The organism is Sulfitobacter pontiacus (assembly GCF_040790665.1).
Taxonomy (GTDB): domain Bacteria; phylum Pseudomonadota; class Alphaproteobacteria; order Rhodobacterales; family Rhodobacteraceae; genus Sulfitobacter; species Sulfitobacter pontiacus.
In genome coordinates this window covers 198,317-216,329 of the sequence record NZ_CP160850.1, presented here as the reverse complement: position 1 = coordinate 216,329, position 18,013 = coordinate 198,317, and the positions used below count along the sequence as shown (strand labels likewise).

The 18,013-nt window shown below is 58.2% G+C and carries 17 protein-coding genes, 1 pseudogene and 1 other annotated feature; of the genes and pseudogenes, 11 read left to right on the top strand and 7 right to left on the bottom strand.

The annotated features are described in order from the left end of the window. Nucleotides 1–14: 14 nt before the first annotated feature. Entirely contained in the window at nucleotides 15–1,262 is a 1,248-nt protein-coding gene (locus AB1495_RS15975; protein ID WP_074637509.1) for an acyl-CoA dehydrogenase family protein, read from the top strand. 93 nt (nucleotides 1,263–1,355) lie between these two features. Here AB1495_RS15975 and AB1495_RS15970 read toward each other — a convergent pair whose 3' ends face one another. The 4 genes from AB1495_RS15970 to AB1495_RS15955 are packed head-to-tail and all read right to left on the bottom strand — an operon-like array spanning nucleotide 1,356 to nucleotide 4,403. Continuing rightward, nucleotides 1,356–2,870 (bottom strand): DUF2207 domain-containing protein, encoded by a 1,515-nt coding sequence (locus AB1495_RS15970; RefSeq protein ID WP_074637507.1) that lies wholly within the window; start codon nucleotides 2,868–2,870, stop codon nucleotides 1,356–1,358. Continuing rightward, on the bottom strand, nucleotides 2,867–3,247 hold the full coding sequence (locus tag AB1495_RS15965) for a DUF2207 domain-containing protein (RefSeq protein WP_159431876.1): 381 nt from the start codon (nucleotides 3,245–3,247) through the stop codon (nucleotides 2,867–2,869). The genes AB1495_RS15970 and AB1495_RS15965 overlap by 4 nt, the downstream gene beginning before the upstream one ends. A 4-nt stretch (nucleotides 3,248–3,251) precedes the next feature. After that, nucleotides 3,252–3,812, bottom strand: a complete 561-nt coding sequence (locus tag AB1495_RS15960; RefSeq protein WP_074637503.1) for a LemA family protein — start codon at nucleotides 3,810–3,812, stop codon at nucleotides 3,252–3,254. Between the two features lie 48 nt (nucleotides 3,813–3,860). Beyond that, nucleotides 3,861–4,403, bottom strand: coding sequence for a hypothetical protein (locus tag AB1495_RS15955; RefSeq protein ID WP_074637501.1), 543 nt, complete (start codon nucleotides 4,401–4,403; stop codon nucleotides 3,861–3,863). A 153-nt stretch (nucleotides 4,404–4,556) separates the two neighbouring features. Here AB1495_RS15955 and AB1495_RS15950 point away from each other — a divergent pair, with 153 nt between their 5' ends. After that, entirely contained in the window at nucleotides 4,557–5,441 is an 885-nt protein-coding gene (locus AB1495_RS15950; protein WP_083350912.1) for a hypothetical protein, read from the top strand. Between the two features lie 212 nt (nucleotides 5,442–5,653). Here AB1495_RS15950 and atzF read toward each other — a convergent pair whose 3' ends face one another. Next, nucleotides 5,654–7,444: an allophanate hydrolase gene (gene atzF / locus AB1495_RS15945; RefSeq protein WP_074637499.1), complete on the bottom strand. Its 1,791-nt coding sequence runs from the start codon at nucleotides 7,442–7,444 to the stop codon at nucleotides 5,654–5,656. 153 nt (nucleotides 7,445–7,597) lie between these two features. Here atzF and AB1495_RS15940 point away from each other — a divergent pair, with 153 nt between their 5' ends. From AB1495_RS15940 to AB1495_RS15900, 9 genes are all read left to right on the top strand, one after another. Further along, nucleotides 7,598–8,500 (top strand): LysR family transcriptional regulator, encoded by a 903-nt coding sequence (locus tag AB1495_RS15940; protein ID WP_074637497.1) that lies wholly within the window; start codon nucleotides 7,598–7,600, stop codon nucleotides 8,498–8,500. 158 nt (nucleotides 8,501–8,658) lie between these two features. Then, complete coding sequence (locus AB1495_RS15935; RefSeq protein WP_074637495.1) at nucleotides 8,659–9,780, top strand: BMP family ABC transporter substrate-binding protein; 1,122 nt, start codon at nucleotides 8,659–8,661, stop codon at nucleotides 9,778–9,780. A 1-nt stretch (nucleotide 9,781) separates the two neighbouring features. Then, nucleotides 9,782–10,888: an ABC transporter permease gene (locus AB1495_RS15930; RefSeq protein WP_074637493.1), complete on the top strand. Its 1,107-nt coding sequence runs from the start codon at nucleotides 9,782–9,784 to the stop codon at nucleotides 10,886–10,888. Beyond that, a complete protein-coding gene (locus tag AB1495_RS15925; protein ID WP_074637491.1) occupies nucleotides 10,888–11,814 on the top strand; it encodes an ABC transporter permease in 927 nt (308 codons plus the stop codon). Before AB1495_RS15930 ends, AB1495_RS15925 begins: the two co-directional genes overlap by 1 nt. An 11-nt stretch (nucleotides 11,815–11,825) precedes the next feature. Beyond that, complete coding sequence (locus tag AB1495_RS15920) at nucleotides 11,826–12,836, top strand: formamidase (protein ID WP_074637489.1); 1,011 nt, start codon at nucleotides 11,826–11,828, stop codon at nucleotides 12,834–12,836. Beyond that, the gene (locus AB1495_RS15915; RefSeq protein ID WP_208856548.1) at nucleotides 12,833–13,513 is read left to right on the top strand and encodes a cysteine hydrolase family protein; all 681 of its coding nucleotides are present in this window, start codon (nucleotides 12,833–12,835) and stop codon (nucleotides 13,511–13,513) included. Before AB1495_RS15920 ends, AB1495_RS15915 begins: the two co-directional genes overlap by 4 nt. Then, nucleotides 13,510–15,045, top strand: coding sequence for an ABC transporter ATP-binding protein (locus AB1495_RS15910; protein WP_074637485.1), 1,536 nt, complete (start codon nucleotides 13,510–13,512; stop codon nucleotides 15,043–15,045). The genes AB1495_RS15915 and AB1495_RS15910 overlap by 4 nt, the downstream gene beginning before the upstream one ends. Further along, nucleotides 15,042–15,707 (top strand): cysteine hydrolase family protein, encoded by a 666-nt coding sequence (locus AB1495_RS15905; RefSeq protein WP_074637484.1) that lies wholly within the window; start codon nucleotides 15,042–15,044, stop codon nucleotides 15,705–15,707. Before AB1495_RS15910 ends, AB1495_RS15905 begins: the two co-directional genes overlap by 4 nt. Next, nucleotides 15,700–16,047: a cupin domain-containing protein gene (locus AB1495_RS15900; RefSeq protein WP_074637482.1), complete on the top strand. Its 348-nt coding sequence runs from the start codon at nucleotides 15,700–15,702 to the stop codon at nucleotides 16,045–16,047. Before AB1495_RS15905 ends, AB1495_RS15900 begins: the two co-directional genes overlap by 8 nt. A gap of 424 nt (nucleotides 16,048–16,471) precedes the next feature. Here the strand turns inward: AB1495_RS15900 and AB1495_RS15895 are convergent. Together AB1495_RS15895 and AB1495_RS15890 are read right to left on the bottom strand one after the other, a co-directional pair. Further along, nucleotides 16,472–17,502: pseudogene (locus AB1495_RS15895) on the bottom strand (IS3 family transposase). Further along, nucleotides 17,061–17,177: a sequence feature (AL1L pseudoknot), on the bottom strand. Its footprint overlaps the pseudogene before it by 117 nt. Before the next feature lie 58 nt (nucleotides 17,503–17,560). Next, nucleotides 17,561–17,947, bottom strand: a complete 387-nt coding sequence (locus tag AB1495_RS15890; RefSeq protein ID WP_074637478.1) for a DUF4440 domain-containing protein — start codon at nucleotides 17,945–17,947, stop codon at nucleotides 17,561–17,563. Nucleotides 17,948–18,013: the final 66 nt, after the last annotated feature.

Below are 18,013 nucleotides of genomic sequence, written 5' to 3'. Positions count from 1 at the left end.
AGGACGCCCAAATCATGTTCTTTGATTACACCGAAAAAACACAAAACCTGATCGACAAGCTGCAAGCCTTTGTCGATGCCAACATCCTTCCCGTGGATCGCGAGGTCCATGCATGGAACGCCGATGCGGCCAACCGCTGGAAGCCTTGGCCCGGTTTGGAACCTCTCAAGGAAACGGCCAAGGCGGCTGGCCTATGGAACCTGTTCCTGCCCGAGGAATATGGCGAATACAGCCCCGGCCTTACAAACCTGGAGTATGCGCCGCTGGCAGAGATCATGGGCCGAAATATGTGGTCTGCCGAAGTCTTCAACTGCTCCGCACCTGACACCGGCAATATGGAAGTCTTTGCCAAGTTCGGCACCGCCGCCCAGAAAAAGGAATGGCTCCTGCCGTTGCTAGCGGGCGAAATACGATCGGCATATTTGATGACCGAACCCGATCACGCCTGCTCCGATGCCACGAATGTCCGCACTGAAATCCGCAGTGACGGCAAGGATTATGTCATCAACGGCAAGAAATGGTGGATTTCAGGCGTCATGGACCCGCGCTGCAAGGTCCTGCTGCTGATGGGCCAGACCAATCCGGAAAACCCGCGCCATACGCAGCAATCAACCGTTATCATTCCGCGTGACGCGCCGGGTGTTAAGGTGATCCGCGCCCAGACAGTATTCGGCGATGTCCATTCACCCGGCGGGCATTGCGAAGTGCATCTGAAGGATGTGCGCATCCCCAAAGAGAACATCATTCTTGGCGAGGGGCGGGGCTTTGAAATCGCACAGGGCCGCCTTGGGCCTGGCCGCATTCATCACTGCATGCGCTCCATCGGATCGGCGCAGCGTGCCTTGGAACTGATGTGTCAGCGCGTGACAGAGCGCAAGACCTTTGGTCGGATGCTTTCGGATCGTTCCAGCATTCGGATGGAAATCGCAAAGAGCTATTGCGACATCGAACAGGCGCGCCTGCTCACGTTGAAAGCGGCGGATGCGATTGACCGTCATGGGGCCAGGAACGCCAAGGATTTGATCGGCGCGATCAAAGTCGTAGCCCCGCAAATGGCACAAACCGTGGCGGATCGCGCGATTCAGATCTTCGGCGGCATGGGTGTGAGCGATGACGTGCCCTTGGCAGAAATCCTCGCCACACAACGATTTATCCGCCTTGCAGATGGTCCCGACGAAGTGCACGCATCCCAGCTCGGCAAGTTCAAGATCGCTCAATACGCAAAACCCGGTGCCGGTTGGAATAACATCTCTGAAACGTGACGGCTACGATTGTGGGTATGGTATTGCAGCTCTGCCCGTTCGCGCAGGGCGTCGGTCCTGCAAGGCCCTGACCCTAACGGGATTTCGCAGGGGCTACCAACCTCCACCACCTCCGCCGCCGCCGCCCGATCCGGCAGAACTGTTGCTATCGTCTGCACCGCTATGGAGCGATGCAGCAACAGATTCTGCGAAACGTGATAGTCCGCTGATTGCGTCGTCATCATCGCCCACAAACCAGCTTGGTGCATAACTGGGTCCTGTGAGTGACTGGCCTGATATTAGATGCGCTTTGAACGCCGCGCGCCAAGGTTTTTCGATACCGAGAGCGATCGCGCTTGGCAGTAGGGTTTCGAAATGCGCTGGCGACAATTCCGGTGCGTCGCGGATGTTCATGCGGTCCATCTCTCCTACCGTGAGATAGAGGCGCAGCCCCGTGATGTGATCCCTTATCTTTGCCCCTGCACGTGTGGTTGATCCGATCAGCACAAGGAAGATCTGGTTGAACGTCACGCCACCCCAGACGACCAACAAAGCCTGAAAGGCGATATTCATTCCTGTGTCTTCGTAGAGCATGGCGGAAAACAATAGTGCTCCGAAGACCCACATGCCCGCAAGAATGGCCAATCCCATAAAATTCAGGAGCCGCTTCATCCAAGAGTACGGGTTCCTGCGCGATTTCAGCAGTTTCCAGATGCCTGCATTAAGGAATAGGGGCGCGAGACTGAAGAAGAATACGAGCTTCATGGCCGTCTCATTAAGATCGATAACCACCAGCCAGGCAAAGGCAGCGGCACCGGATATGATAATGCCCAGATGGAACAGAATTTTGTTCTGACGGTAAAAGCGCCCGTCGTTTTCAGCCTCGACGCCAACTTTGAAGTTGAGCAAAACTGCTTCGATATCATCTTCGTGTAGTGAGGCCAGGGACATCTCACCTTCATGCGCATGAAGCATGTCCAGAATAGCGATATGACCGGCAGGCAGCCCGTCTGATATGGGCAAGTCAGTCCGCCTGATGGTGACCAGATGATCAAGGCCGTCGAGAACAACGTAGCCCTTCACAGCGAGATCCAGAACCGTGGCAGTAAGCGCCGTTTTCCCTTCATCCCGCAAGGTTCCATCAAAGATATAGCTCATCAATGCTGGCGAAATCCCCATTGGTAGATCCCACCGTGGGACGATTGTCCCTGCCTTGGGATCGCGCCCGAACCAAAGCCACGTAAACATCATATAAGCAAAAACGGCCGCAAAGCCGTAGATCAAGACGACCCATCCCAGATTGTCCCGCCACCACCAGTCTGACAGTTGCGCGGTGGTTGGAGGTGCAACAGCGCCCTTGGGGAGCTGTACCATGATCGTCAGCCCTTCGAATGGATCAAGAGCGTGGGTGGTTTCAAACGTGGCACCGCGCCCGGATACTGTCGCGACTGCATCGGCCAACTTGCTGCCGCGGGAACCGGTAAAGGCTATCGGTTCAAAAGGCTGTGCGCCGCTCGACAGGATGACGTGCGCAGATGCACTCAGGATCGGGAAACTCCACTCGTCGCCAGTGACGTTCCAGCGCAATCTGTCGCTCGCGTCTCCGAAGATAATCTGTCGGTCGGTCAAATAGCGGATCTGGTAGGTGTGGTTGACGGTCGAAACGAGCTGAAACGGATCACCGATGTGAACTTGGTGCCCAGATCGGTGTCAGTTGCCTCCCATGGTTCATCCTCGCCGTTGCGTGTGACCGAAAGGATCTCGAAGCTTACCTTGTATCGCGTGCCGCCCGGCGTAGTGACATATTGCGGGAAGTCGCGATAAATCCCGTGCTGGATATCTGTTCCATCGGCATTCACTTTGATCGTCTCGGTCACATCAAGCACACCATCCTCCCGCACGAGGATATCGGCGTTGAAAGATCGGATCACGTCGCCAGCGTGCGCCCCGTAGGCCCAGATAGAAAGTAATACAGCGGCAAGGACGCGCGCGATGTGTTTGGTCACAGCGTTAAAATCCAACCGTTGGGAGTCTGCGATCCGCGGGCTCTTCGATCTCGAAGAAAGCACTTTGTTCGAAGCCGAAGCTTTTGGCGACCAGATTGGAGGGGAAGCTTTCGACCTTGATATTCAGGTCTCGCGCCGCGCCATTGTAATAGCGGCGGGCCATTTGGACCTCACTCTCGACAGTATCAAGGTTAGCAGCCAGATCGCGGAAGTTATTGCTTGCCTTTAAGTCCGGATAGGCTTCGGCCAAGGCAAACAGCTTTCCGATGGCCTGCCCCACCAAGTTTTCCGCGCGTGCACGTTTTTGCACATCAGAAGGGTTCAGGGTGGCCGCCGAATTACGGGCTGCAACGATCTCGTCAAAGGTGGCGCGTTCGTGCGCGGCGTATCCGTTTACGGTTTCGATCAGGTTGGGAATCAGATCTGCGCGTCGTTTCAACTGTACATCGATACCGGACCACCCCTCTCGAACGCGCTGACGGGCGCGCACAAGCGCGTTGTACAAAGAGATGAGCAAGACACCAGCAATCGCAACTACGGTAATAATAATCAGAAGCGTATTCAAAGGGTGGTTCCTATTCCAAGTGGAGCATTCAGGGTTGGGGCCAGTGGATCAGAACCGGCAATCGGGCAGGGCAGTCGCGTCAAAATACCCTTTCACGGGCTCGTCGAAACTGGCGTCTATTCTGATCGGGTCGAAAGGGGCATAGTCTTGGGCGTCGGGGGAAAGCCGGACGACGTAGTGACAACTCGATCTGACGATGGTCGCACCCTCATTGGTTTCCATCTCTACAACGACGGGCACCGCCGAGACCTCTGTACCGACACCAGCGCTGGTGAATCCCAGTTCGAAGCGCAGTTTAATGCTGCGGATATCCTGAAATTTGTTGCGAAACGCATTGTAATCAGCGGCAAGCTGGTTCGCATCTTTTTCGGGAGTGCTTTTAAGGGTGTAACTGAAAGCGCGTGCCAGCTGCCCCGTGCCGATTGCGTTGTAGTAAGACTGGACGAGATCAAGCGCTGTTGATCTATTGTCGTAATACGTTGATGCGGCGGTCACGTGTAGCGCGGGTTCCTTAGCTTGTGCCTGGGTGTACGGCAGCACCGCGCATAACCCTGCGCAAAGCAGTGGGCGGAACGCTGATTGGATATGCATGGGAGCACCTTCTGAAGAAAATGTTTTCAGACGAGATGTTTATAAGTTGTTCGTTTGTCCACAATGGGCAAAAATTTTTAGCCCAGATATGAGTTGAGAGCGGCGCAGTCGATGCTGTTGTGCGCCCCTCTAAAAAGCGAAACTAGATAGATCATGATCCAGACTGCCGATACCGCACCTTCTTATGACGCAGCACAGCTTATTGCGCGCCCGATGTTCTGGGAGGCGCTGAAGGGAGAGGCAAGCGATCTGTTGAAGGTCCACGCCGTTGCTCCAGAGGTTGTGCATTACCTCGCCGATATACGGCACTGGATCTTGATCCATATGGCGATTGCCTTGCATTTCGAACGCAAGATTGACCCGGCCGCGCCGCCCTTAACGCCGAAAAAGCTTCTGACCGAACTGGCTGGCACGGGGATCGCCAGTCGCAATACTGTGCAGTCCTTCTTGCGAGAACTTTTGCGAATTAAGCTGACAGAACCGCCGAAAACCGGGACATTGCGTCAGCATGCGACTGAAGTCTCGGCAAAAAGCGAAAAGCTTATGTTTGTCTACATCGACATCCACCTTCGCGCGCTCGATATGGTTGATGGGGGCGGGCGTAGTGCACTCTTTAACCGGACCCCGACGCTTTTGCATAAGCTTCAACCCGCTTTCGCCCGCAAAATTTGTTTGAACCCTGCGTGGTACAATCCGCCGGCAATGGTCAACTGCTTTACCAATAGCGTCTCCGGCAGCAGCATCTTGCATGAAATGGTGCTGTCCACCCAATTCAACGAGCCGGATGGAGATGGCCGGTTCTGGCTCGGCACCGTGTCGACAGCGGGTTTGGCCGCACGCTACTACGTATCCGACGCTCATATTTCGCGCATACTGATAAAGGCACAGCAGGTCGGCGGTATCGGCTGGGAAAACGAAAGGCGACGCGGGGCGTGCTGGCTGTCAACGACACTGCGCGACGCTTATCTTTTATGGCAGGCCGAAAAACTGGCTGCGTTATCGAGCGCGTTTAATCGGTGCGTCAGCGCAACCGCATAGGGGCAACTTAAATAGCTCTATGACATTTAGCTGCATTGAGCCAGAAGTATGAGAGCTGGTGGCGCGTTTATATACAAGGAAAGTTCAGGCCTTCTGCCAAGTTGTTAGGGTATGGGGAGCAATTGCGACTACCTAAGATGAACCCTCGTCGATTCCGAACAGCGGGGAAACCGAAGATACGACGCCACCTTAGAGATGGGGCGCTACCTACCTCACAGCTGCGCTAGATAATTTCGCCAATCGCCGATCTGAGTGATGTCTGTGCTTTCCGCAACGGCTTCGGCCTCACAAATGAACCCTTTTATCTGCCGCCCGTCGGACAGATCGATAGTGCCGATACCAAGAGGGGCGGGAATGGCTTCCAGAAAGCCGCCGACCTTTTCAAAGGGAAGGGACCACAGTTCTACCGCAATGGGAGCACCTGATCCGGGGGTGCCTTTCACCAAGCCCGGCCTTGCAGGAGGGTCGCCGGCGAGCGCGTAGAAACGATAGCTATCGGTGGTCGTCGCTGCGCCGAGATAGGTCGCGCCCCGCTGGGTCAATTGATGGTTCAACGGCAGCCCGTCCATATGGGCACCGCACACCGCGAGGATCAGACCGTCGGTCGTCGCAGTGTCGAATGTGGGCGTGCCGTTGAACGACCAACCCGTTGCGCCTAGGTTCCGCTTCCCTGCGGCCTCCAGTGCAAGACCTGAGGCGGCGATATCCGCATCTTTGCCCGCGGCTGCCAGCAACGTGACGCTGCCCGGACGGCCATCACTGCGCGCCGGCACGGGCACGGCGATACCGCACATATCCAGCAGGTTGACGAAGTTCGTATAGGTGCCGAAGTTCGAGTTCGGTCCGATGGGATCAGCTTCTAGCTCGGCGACGGTGTGGAAGGTCGGAATGGTTGGCACGCAAAGCATATCCAAGCCCTCCAACGCGGTTTCAGCAATGCGCGACAGCTTTTTCAGACGGTACATGCCGCGAAACGCATCTGCGGCAGAAAGCGCTTCGGCCTTGCAAATGACCTGGCGCGTGACAGGCAGGATCGCCTCTGGGTCTGTATGCAAAAGATCCTCGATGACGGTATACCGCTCCGCGACCCACGCCCCTTCATAAAGCATATCCGCCACATCATAGAGCGGCGTGAAATCAATCTCTCGTATCTCGGCACCTTGGCCGCGTAGCAGGTCCACCGCTGCGGTGAACGAAGCCTCTTGGACGGCGTCACCCGAAAAGCGGATGCTGTCACGACTGGGGATGCCGATCACAGGGGCGGATTTTGGCGCAGCGAGGGGAGGGGCCGAGATGTGTCGTGCATAGGCATCGGCGGCATCATAGGCGCAGGCGACAGTGAAAGCCGTATAGGCGTCGGCGACGGTAAGTGCGAAGATCGAGACCGTCTCGACCGACCGGCACGCGGGCACGACACCAGTTGCAGATAAGGCACCGAGGGTTGGTTTCAGGCCCACAATATTGTTCAGCGCTGCTGGCACCCGCCCGGACCCTGCGGTATCGGTGCCAAGCGAGAAGGCGACAATACCATGGCCTACCGCCACGCCCGAGCCGCCCGAGGACCCACCGGGCACAATTTCAGGATCGATAGAATTGCGCGGCGCGCCATAAGGGGTGCGGACGCCCACAAGCCCTGTCGCAAATTGGTCAAGGTTGGTTTTCCCGATGAAAATTGCCCCCGCCTCGCGCAGTTTGGCGACGACGAAGGCGTCTTGCGTGGGGGGATAGGCATAGGCAGGGCATGCGGCGGTTGTCTCGTACCCCGCGACATCGATGTTGTCTTTCACCGCAAAAGGGACACCCCACAGCGGTTTGGCAGGGTCGTATGGGCCAAGAGCCGTGGCCGCCGCTTGGGCGTCAGCCTCGCTTGCCATGGATAGAAAGATGCATGGGTCGTCCACTTCACGCAGTCGGGTATAGACTTGGGCGATGATTTGTTCAGGCGACACACCGCGCGCATAGGCCGCGTGAAGGTCTGGGATGGTCATCGCAATATCGGTCATAGGAGGCTCTTTTGTAGTTGCACTGGGGTCATCGTTGCGGGCCGTGCCGCTGACGTGTCTCAGTCGTCCTCTGTTGCGCTGCGGAATTCAAATGCTAAGAATTCACAAAAGCGGTGCAAAAAATGCATCATCATGGGTTGGAAGGTCTTTTCTATGAAACATCTGCAAACTTTCCGCTTCATCGAGGCAGTGTCGCGCGCGGGCTCAATCCGGAAAGCGGCGGACGATATGAACATCACGGCCTCTGCCCTGAACCGTCGCATCCAGCGGTTCGAAGAAGAGTTTGGCGTCGAAATTTTTGAACGCCTGCCGCGTGGTGTGCGCTTGAACCCGGCCGGTGAGTTGCTGATGCAGCATTTCCTGATGCAGGAGTCCGACTTGCGGCGGGTGAGAAGCCAAGTGGCTGATCTGTCCGGCGAACGACGGGGCCATGTGACGGTGGCCTGCTCTCAGGCGCTGATCCCGTATTTTATGCCTGCGCACACCGCAGCATACCGGCGTGACCATCCCGGGGTGTCTTTTTCTGTGCAAGTGCGTGATCGCGAAGACGCAGAGCGCGATCTGGCCGAGTTCAGAAGCGATCTGGCCTTGGTATTCGAGCCTGTCCATATGGTAGACCTTGATGTGCTGATGCGTATCCCTCAGGTCATCCATGCCATCATGAAACGGGATCACCCCTTGGCGTCTAAGCCCGAGGTACGATTGCGCGACTGTCTGGATCAGCCGCATGTCATCCCGTCTCGCCGGTATGGGGTGCGGGCTATGCTGGATGATGCCGCGGCGCGGGGGTCGCGCCCGCTACGCCCCATTGCCACATCCGACAGTTTCGAGTTCATGCGCCACTATGTGCTGCATGAGGATGCCATCGCATTCCAGATCCCCATCGGCCTGGATATGGAGCACTGCGCAGAACTGACCTCGCGCCCGCTGTCGTTACGTGACGTCGCGGCGGGTAGTCTGGTACTGTGTCAGTTGCGCGGTCGGACCTTGCCCGTGGCGTCCGCCCGTTTCGGCTTGGTACTTTCCACCGCATTGGAACAGTTTTCCGACGTCTAGCAGGCGACCCTGGGGCGACCACAAACCGAGTGATGCATTTTTTGCACCGCTTTGTGGAATAATGAGCAGACGTAATCACCGCTGAGATTTTGTAGTCATTGAATCACATCATATGCGCTCTCTCCTCCCAGGGCGGCGCATCATCATTGGAGATTTGAATGACACATGCACCGTTCCTGAACCGCCGTGGTTTCCTTGGTACTTCCGCCGCTTTGCTGGGCACTGCCGCAGTCGGTGGTCTGGCCCGCCCCGCGATGGCGGCTGACCCTTTGACCGTGGGGTTCATCTACGTCGGTCCGAAAGATGATTTCGGCTATAACCAGGCGCATGCCGAAGGGGCAGCGGCGGTCAAGGCGATGTCTGGCGTGGTCGTGCTGGAAGAAGAGAACGTCCCCGAAAGTCAGGACGTGCAGAATTCCATGGAATCGATGATCAATTTTGACAGGGCCAAGCTGATCTTCCCCACGTCCTTCGGTTATTACAAACCCCATGTGCTTGAGACAGCGCCGAAACACCCTGACGTGCGCTTTCAACATTGCGGCGGCCTGTGGTCCGAAAATGACCCGTCGAACGCCGGTTCCTACTTTGGCTATATCGGCATGGGGCAGTATCTGAACGGCGTTGCCGCAGGTCATGCGACCAAGACCAAAAAGATCGGTTTCGTCGCGGCCAAGCCGATCCCTCAGGTGCTCAACAATATCAACTCCTTCCTATTGGGTGCGCGTTCGGTTGATCCCACGATCGTCTGTCAGGTGATCTTTACCGGTGAATGGTCGCTTGCCGTAAAAGAAGCCGAAGCGACCAATGCCTTGGCAGACCAAGGGTGCGATGTAGTCACCTGCCACGTCGACGGGCCGAAGGTGATTTGTGAAACCGCTGTTTCGCGCGACATTTTTGTTTGCGGTTACCACGCTGACCAGACACCGATTGCAGGGGACAAATACCTGACAGGGGCGGAATGGAACTGGGCCAGTGTTTATACCGACATGGTGGCCAAGACCTTGGCAGGGGAGCCGATCCCGAACTTCGTGCGCGGCGGGCTGGCTGACGGCTTCATCAAGATGAGCCCCCTCGGCCCCGCGGTCAGCGATGCGGCGCGTGCACAGTTTGAAGCCACGAAAGCAGAGATCGAGGCAGGCGGCTTTGCCGCGATCAAAGGGCCGCTGAAGGACAACAAAGGCAATGTGATCGCCGCCGAAGGGGAATCCTTTGTCGAAACCGATGTCGCGATCGAGAGCATGGACTACCTTGTCGAAGGCGTGATCGGGTCCACAAGCTAAGATGACTTTGGTTGCTCAAGCTGAAAAGCCCGCGGCCACTGCGGCGCGGTCCTTTATCGGGATCGCGCCGAGGGCCGAGGCTGTGGTGATCCCGATCTGTGCTTTGCTGGCCGGTTTCGCGTTATTTAGTGTCTTTTTGCTGATGGTCGGGAAATCCCCGGTCACGTTTTACCAACTGGTCTGGAAGGCGGGATTCTCGTCTGCTTTCTCGTGGCAGAACACGCTGTCGCGCGTGGCACCTCTGGTGCTGGCGGCATTGTGCGTCGCACTTCCCGCACGACTGGGGCTTGTTGTTATTGGCGGCGAAGGTGCGATCGTCTTGGGCGGTCTTGCCGCTGCCGTTGCAGGCACCGCCGTTGCCGGGATGCCCGCCGCTTTTGGCATGGTCACAATGGCGATTGCCGCGATGATCGTCGGCGGTGTCTGGATCGGTGCCGTGGGCGCGTTGCGTATCAAACGGGGCGTGAACGAAACCATCGCATCCCTGCTGATGGCCTATATTGCGATTGCGCTGTTGAACCATTTTGTCGAGGGGCCGTTCCGTGATCCGGCATCGCTCAACAAACCCTCCACCGTGCCACTGACAGAGAGTTTGCGCGTCGGGGATATGCCGTTTTTGCCGTCGCATTGGGGCATTCTTGCGGGCGTGCTCGCCTGCCTCTTTGCATGGGTCTTGATCGAACGCACAACGCTGGGGTTTGCCGCGCGTATTGCGGGCGACAATGTGCGTGCCGCGCAGGTGCAAGGGCTACCCGTAGGGCGTCTGGTGATCGGTTTTACCGCACTTGGCGGTGCCTTTGCAGGGCTGGCGGGCTATTTCGAAGTGGCGGCGGTGCACGGTTCCGCCAATGCGTCGCTGATCGCGGGCTATGGCTATACCGGCATCCTGATCGCCTTTCTCGCTCGGCATAACCCTTTGGCGATCCTGCCGGTTGCGGTTCTGTTCGGCGGGTTCGAAGCCTCTAGCGGGTTGATCCAGCGCCGGATGGAGCTGCCCGATGCGACGATCCTTGTCTTTGAAGGCATCGTGTTCCTGGTGATCTTGCTGAGCGAGGCGCTGTACGGGCGGGTGCCAATCTTTACCGCTGCATATTGGGAGAAACGCTGATGGAACAGGTAGATGTCGGCCTTTGGGGCGTTCTCATCGCCATTCTGGGCGGTGCCATCCGTGTGTCGACCCCGTTTATATTTGTCTCTCTGGGCGAGCTGCTGACCGAACGTTCTGGTCGGTTCAACCTTGGGCTGGAAGGGACATTGGTCTTCGGCGCGATGAGCGGCTACGCCGTCGCTTACGAGGCCAACAGTGCGTTTATCGGCGTTTTGGCGGCGGCTGCGGCGGGGGCATGCTTTGGGTTGTTGCACGGTTGGATCTGCAAGTTCAAAGGGGTGAACGACATTGCTGTGGGCATCGCCATGATGCTGCTTGGCATGGGGCTCGCCTTCTTTTTTGGCAAACCTTACATCCAGCCGCAGGCACCTGATCTGCCTGCGATCAGCTTGGGCTGGTGGTCGGATATTCCGCAGCTTCGGGCGACACTCGAGGTGAATGTGTTGTTTATCGTCGGCGGGCTGCTGGCGCTTGCCATTGCATGGATGCTGCGTACCACCCGCATGGGGCTGCGCTTGCGCGTGGTCGGGGACAGTACCGATGCGGCGCGTGCTATGGGGCTAAGCCCCGATCGCATCCGGCTGCTGGCAACCGGCGCCGGTGGGGCAATGGCGGGCGTCGGCGGTGCCTATCTGTCGCTTTACTATCCCGGCAGCTGGACGGAGGGCATTTCCTCGGGCCAAGGCCTGATGGCCATTGCGCTGGTGATCTTTGCCCGTTGGAACCCGATCAACTGCTTTTGGGCGGCATTGCTCTTTGGCGGGGCGGGCGCACTTGGCCCGGCCTTGCAATCGGTGGGCATCACCGAAGGCTACTACCTTTTTGGTGCCGCACCCTACGCCCTGACACTGGGCCTTTTGATCCTCACCAGCGCGCCGGATCGCGCGGTACAAGGCGCACCGCTTGCGCTGACACTGACGAAATAAGGATAGAGTTTATGAATGGTTTAGGTGGACTGAACAAATCTGACCAAGGTGTTGTGATTGGCATGGTTCAGTTGCAATTGCCGACTGTCGCGACCAAAGCCGAGCTGACAGCACAAACCGCCCGCGTGGTCGATCTGGTGGGCAAGGCGCGCCGCAATATGGCGACGATGGATCTCGTGGTATTCCCTGAATACATGTTGCACGGACTGTCGATGAACACTGACCCCGAGATCATGTGTACGATGGGTGGGCCCGAGGTCGCAGCGCTCAAGCAGGCCTGCGTCGACAATGACATCTGGGGCTGCTTTTCGATTATGGAGCTGAACCCCGGCGGCTACCCTTATAATACGGGCCTGATCATCGACCCGCAGGGCGAGGTGCAGCTGTACTATCGCAAGATGCATCCTTGGGTGCCGGTAGAACCGTGGGAGCCGGGCAATGGCGGCATTCCGGTCTGCACCGGCCCCAAAGGGGCCAAGATCGGTCTGATCATCTGCCACGACGGGATGTTCCCCGAAATGTCCCGTGAAGCGGCGTATAAAGGGGCCGAAATCATGATCCGCACTGCGGGCTATACCGCCCCGATGCGCGAGGCGTGGCGGTTTACCAATCAATCCAACAGCTTCTGCAACCTGATGATCACCGCGAACGTGTGTATGTGCGGCTCTGACGGGACGTTCGACAGCATGGGCGAGGCAATGATCATCGACCACGAAGGCACCGTCATCGCGCATGGCAAAACTGGGCGCGTGGACGAGATCATTACCGCCGAGGTCCGCCCGGATATCGTCCGCGAGGCGCGCATTGGCTGGGGCGTGGAAAACAACCCCTATCAGTTCGGGCATCGCGGATATGTTGCCGTGAAGGGGGGCGCGCAGGATTGCCCCTATACCTATATGACCGATCTCGCGAAAGGGGCCTATCGCCTGCCATGGGAGGATGAGGTCAAGGTCACTGACGGCACAAGCTGTGGCTTCCCGCTGCCCAACCGTAGATTCAACGAGCAGGAGCCACTGACGTGACGACCGTTCAAAGCCACCCCTACGCCTGGCCCTACAACGGCGATCTGCGCCCCGAGAATACGGCGCTGGTCATTGTCGATATGCAGACCGATTTCTGCGGGGTCGGCGGGTATGTCGATCACATGGGCTATGATCTGTCGCTGACCCAAGCACCTATCGCGCCAATCAAGGCGCTACTGGCGGACATGCGGGCCAAAGGCTACCACATCATCCACACCCGCGAAGGGCATCGCCTCGACATGGCGGATCTGCCCGCGAACAAGCGCTGGCGCAGTCAGCAGATTGGTGCCGGGATCGGCGACAGCGGCCCCTGCGGCAAGATCCTGATCCGTGGCGAGGCGGGGTGGGACATCATTCCGGAGCTCGCCCCGCTGGAGGGAGAGACAATCATCGACAAACCCGGCAAGGGCAGCTTCTATGCCACTGATCTGGAGCTGATCCTGCGCACAAGGCAGATCGACAATCTGATCCTCACCGGTATCACAACCGATGTCTGCGTTTCCACCACCATGAGAGAGGCGAATGATCGCGGGTTCGAATGTGTGGTCGTCGAGGATTGCTGCGGCGCAACCGACCCCGCAAACCATGCCGCGGCCATTAAGATGGTCACAATGCAGGGCGGCGTCTTTGGGGCCGTGACGACCAGCGCGGATCTGATTGCGGGGCTGCCGTCATGACAGTGCATGCGCGTACGTCTGGCGATGCCATCAGCGTCGAAGCCATCGGCATGACCATGCGCTTTGGCGACTTCACAGCGCTCGACGATGTCTCTCTCAAAATACCGGCGGGCAGCTTCCATGTGTTGTTGGGCGAAAACGGTGCTGGGAAATCGACGTTGGTGAAATGCCTCATGGGGTTTAACCGCGCGACACGGGGCGAGATGATCGTGGACGGGGCGCAGGCCTTTATGACCGATCCGAAGGTCGCGCAATCGCTGGGGCTGGGAATGGTCTATCAGCACTTTACCCTCGTGCCCGCGCTGACCGGTGCAGAAAACCTCGTGATCAGCCGCACCGACACCCCAAGCGTTATCGACTGGGCGCAAGAACATCAGTCGCTTCGGTCCTTCATGGCGACGATGCCATTCCACGTGCCGCTCGACCGACCGGTGAGCCAGCTTGCTGCAGGCGAAAAGCAAAAGCTCGAGATCATCAAACAGCTCTACCTTGGCAATCGATTTCTGATCCTAGACGAGCCGACATCCGTGCTGACCCCTGCCGAGGCAGATGAGGTTCTTGGCCATATCCGCGCTATGACGGACGCGGGCGCGCTGACTGTCCTCATGATCTCGCACAAGTTCCGCGAGGTGACGGCATTTGCCGATCACGTCACGATCTTGCGCCACGGTAAATACGTCGCCGGTGGCGCAGTTTCCGAGATGAGCGTGGAAGACATGAGCGCCGCCATGATGGGCAAAGCGCCTGTACACAATCCGCGTGTTCGCGTTGATACGGCACGCAAGCCTGTGCTGCATCTCAACGGCATTCGGGCACAAGACCGCAGCGGGTTGAACAGCATCCAGATCGACAACGTTACCCTGCATTCCGGCGAGGTTCTGGGAATCGCTGGCATCTCGGGTAACGGCCAGATGGAGCTGATGGAAATCCTGACAGGTCAGCGTCGTCTTCAAGCCGGAGAGATACGGGCAAACGGCACCCGCTATACCGCCACACGGGCAGAGGCGCGGCAGCATAAAATCCGCTACCTGCCCGAAGAACCCCTGCGCAATGCCTGCGCCCCCAAGATGAGCGTCGCCGATAACCTTGCATTCAAGATGTTCGATGTCGGGCGCAACGGCCGGCCTGCCTTCTGGTGCAATCGCAAAGATATGGCGCGCAATGCCGATCGGCTGATTGCCGAGTTCAACGTCAAGACAACCTCGCCCGATGCCCGTATCGCTTCGCTGTCGGGCGGGAACGTACAGAGAGCTGTTCTGGGGCGCGAGCTGACCGGCGAGGTGAATGCGCTGATCATATCAAATCCCTGTTTCGGGCTGGATTTTGGCGCGGTCTCCGCCATTCGCGACCGCATCATCGAAGCCCGCAATAACGGCACGGCAGTGCTGCTGATCAGCGAGGACCTTGACGAGATCATGGAGCTTTCTGACCGCATATTGGTCATGTCAGAAGGGCGCATTGCCTTTGAAACCACCGCCGCCGCGGCAGATCTGACAGAGATCGGGCAGCATATGGCAGGGCATGCCGCATGACACAGATCCCCGCCCGACCTTTCGATTTTCCGCTTGCCCGTGATCGGGTTGCGCTGGTCATTATCGACATGCAGCGCGATTTTGTCGAACCGGGTGGCTTTGGTGCAAGCCTCGGCAACGATGTCCGCCCGCTGCAGGCAATCGTGCCCACGGTTGCGCGGCTGCTTGCAGGCTTTCGCACCGCTGGCTTGCCGATCTTCCACACCCGCGAAGCACACCGCCCCGATCTGTCCGATTGCCCGCCTGCCAAACGTCTGCGCGGTGCGCCTGCGCTGCGCATCGGGGACGCGGGGCCCATGGGCCGTGTGTTGATCGCAGGCGCGCCCGGTTGCGAGATCATCCCCGCGCTGACCCCGCTGCCCGATGAACCCGTCATCGACAAACCCGGCAAAGGTGCCTTCTACGCCACAGACCTCGGCGATCAGCTTGCCGCACGGGGGATCACCCAGCTTGTCTGCGCAGGTGTCACGACCGAGGTTTGCGTACAAACCACGATGCGCGAGGCCAATGATCGCGGGTTTGAATGCCTCTTGGCTACCGATGCCACCGAAAGCTATTTCCCAAGCTTCAAAGCTGCCGCGATAGAGATGATCGTCGCCCAAGGGGGTATCGTCGGCTGGGCAACCGATACGGATACAATTCTAGGAGCGATCAATGGCTGAGGGTCTGCCATCACCAAACGTGTTTCGGGGGCTCGTGCCCGACGGTTGGCAAAACATGACGTTCGAGCCCTTCCGCGAAGGCGTCGAGATTTGCCACCTTGGCCGCGGTGGTCCGGACGTCGCCTTGCTGCGCTACGCCCCCGGTGCCTCTGTTCCCCGTCATCGCCATCAAGGGTTGGAGGTGATCATCGTCCTGTCCGGCAGCCAAAGCGATGACCATGGGCGGTATCGCGCCGGGGATGTCGTGCTGAATCCGAAAGGAAGCGAACATGAGGTCTGGTCAGTGGATGGATGTACCGTCCTGATCCAGTGGGAACGCCCGGTGACGTTTGTCGACTGAGCGACAAACCTTATCCGGATCGCCTTGCTGATCGCGGAACTGCTGCTTTTGCAAAATTGTAAGGTCAATTTTCATACGTGTCTTGGATTTAAATTTGGCCGTAAGCCGTGTCGTTGCAAAGCCGAGGGATTAGCCACAAATGTCTCCGGGCTTGATCGTGATCCCATTCGTTCGGACAGATGTACGCCCAGTTTAACGTGTATCTTCTAGGCCAGCAGCAACTACAATAAATCTGTCAAAACCAGAGGCCTGAGAATACAACTATCAGCCCCCCCGCGCAGAGCGCGATCGTCGGTATGGGGCGGCGCGCTCGGATCAGGCCGGACGAAGAGTAACGTCAGCCCCAAGGCCACGCGCGCCGCCGCCAAGAGAGCGGCCAGTGGTGAACCGCCCCGGGTTTACCGGAGAGTTTCTGGTTCAATGATTAAGCTGCTTTTTCGGCAGCGTTCAAGGTTTCGTAGAATACTTCCTCTGCTTCTTGCGGCGTGACGTAGCCGATGGCGCTGTGCAGTCGAGTGTTGTTATACCAGTCGACCCACTTCAGTGTTTCCCACTCGACCTGGCCGACGATCTTGCGGGCGAAGACGTCGATCACGAAGGCGACATAGACCATACCCTGCCAGCTTGAGACATAGGTGAAATCGTCGTCCATTGGGCTCGGACCAATGGCACCACAATGAACGACCCCAGAGCCGGTTCGGCATATCGGCGACGAAGGCCCGGTTCACCTTGTCAGCCGGGCAGGGTTGGGCTGTATCGGGGTTGGTCGTGATCACCTTCTTGCCACGGACAACACCTTGTAATGTCATGATCTTCATCAGCCGCTCCACCGTGCAGCGGGCGATGTCATGTCCGCTGCGGCGCAGTTGATGCCAGACCTTGCGCGCGCCATACCGGCCCCGGATGCTACCGAATGCCTGCTTGATGGCGGCCATGTCCAGCTGATCCTGCCTAGCCCGGTCCGATGCCAGGTCCGGATCACGCTCCACGGCCTTGAAGGCGTAATATGTCGATGGTGCGACCCCCAAGACCCGGCAGATCAGCCCGACACCAAAGACGCCACGATGATTGTCGATGAACGCGATCATTTGCGGAACGGGCGGTCGAGCTCCGCCGCCGCGAAATATGCGCTGGCCTTCTTCAGGATCTCGTTGGCCTGGCACAGTTCACGGACCTCACGCTCAAGTTCGTTCGCCATTGTCTCTCGGACCAATGGCGTTCCAATGGCTCACTCCGATCTTTCTGGGCACTTGTCAGCCCGGCCCGTTGCCCGGCATCGCGTTCGGCCTGCTGACACCAGACGCGCAAGCTGTCCGGTGAACAGCCAAGCTGCGGCGCAATCGCCTTATAGGCTGCCGTGTCGCTGGCATAATCAGCACGGTTCTCTCGGAAAAGCCGAACACCGCGTTCGCGAAGCTCGGCAGGATAGGCGGGGGTGAATCTCTGCTTGGTCATAGGGCTCATCCTTTGAGAGTTTTACTCTCCGGTAAACCCGGGGCGGTTCAGTAACGGCCTACGCCGGGCCGTTGTTGTCCATGTCGAGGAACATCTTCCAGGCGCCGGTTTTGTCGCGCTTATAGCCAAGCACCAAGCGGCCCTCGGGCGTCTTGACCTCGCCTGTGTCGTGCATCTTCATCGTGCCGTAGAAACGGCCCGATACGATGACAGTGTCGCCGTATTCCTGTAGGTCTTCGATATCATAACCAGAGGTGATTTCTGCGGCGGCGATACGCGGGTTGTACTTTGCGCGGATCGCCTGCGTGCCTGTTGTGACAGGCTGGCGTTCGTTCACCGTCATCACCTCGGGATGGCACGAGGCCACCATCCGTTCGATGTCACCATTGTCGAGGCCAGTGTTCCACTCAGCGATGGCGGCTTGGATTTCTTCAAGTACTGTCATTGTCTTGCTCCTTGGTCTGTTGATTGAAGGCCCGGTCATCGACCTGATCTTTGCGTTTTCATTTCC

Coding starts and splice junctions, on each gene's coding strand:
- AB1495_RS15925 (WP_074637491.1), top strand. CDS start 10,888: ATGGAACAGGTAGATGTCGGCCTTTGGGGCGTTCTCATCGCCATTCTG.
- AB1495_RS15900 (WP_074637482.1), top strand. CDS start 15,700: ATGGCTGAGGGTCTGCCATCACCAAACGTGTTTCGGGGGCTCGTGCCC.
- AB1495_RS15905 (WP_074637484.1), top strand. CDS start 15,042: ATGACACAGATCCCCGCCCGACCTTTCGATTTTCCGCTTGCCCGTGAT.
- AB1495_RS15940 (WP_074637497.1), top strand. CDS start 7,598: ATGAAACATCTGCAAACTTTCCGCTTCATCGAGGCAGTGTCGCGCGCG.
- AB1495_RS15935 (WP_074637495.1), top strand. CDS start 8,659: ATGACACATGCACCGTTCCTGAACCGCCGTGGTTTCCTTGGTACTTCC.
- AB1495_RS15920 (WP_074637489.1), top strand. CDS start 11,826: ATGAATGGTTTAGGTGGACTGAACAAATCTGACCAAGGTGTTGTGATT.
- AB1495_RS15910 (WP_074637485.1), top strand. CDS start 13,510: ATGACAGTGCATGCGCGTACGTCTGGCGATGCCATCAGCGTCGAAGCC.
- AB1495_RS15890 (WP_074637478.1), bottom strand. CDS start 17,947: ATGACAGTACTTGAAGAAATCCAAGCCGCCATCGCTGAGTGGAACACT.
- AB1495_RS15950 (WP_083350912.1), top strand. CDS start 4,557: ATGATCCAGACTGCCGATACCGCACCTTCTTATGACGCAGCACAGCTT.
- AB1495_RS15930 (WP_074637493.1), top strand. CDS start 9,782: ATGACTTTGGTTGCTCAAGCTGAAAAGCCCGCGGCCACTGCGGCGCGG.
- AB1495_RS15975 (WP_074637509.1), top strand. CDS start 15: ATGTTCTTTGATTACACCGAAAAAACACAAAACCTGATCGACAAGCTG.
- atzF (WP_074637499.1), bottom strand. CDS start 7,444: ATGACCGATATTGCGATGACCATCCCAGACCTTCACGCGGCCTATGCG.
- AB1495_RS15955 (WP_074637501.1), bottom strand. CDS start 4,403: ATGCATATCCAATCAGCGTTCCGCCCACTGCTTTGCGCAGGGTTATGC.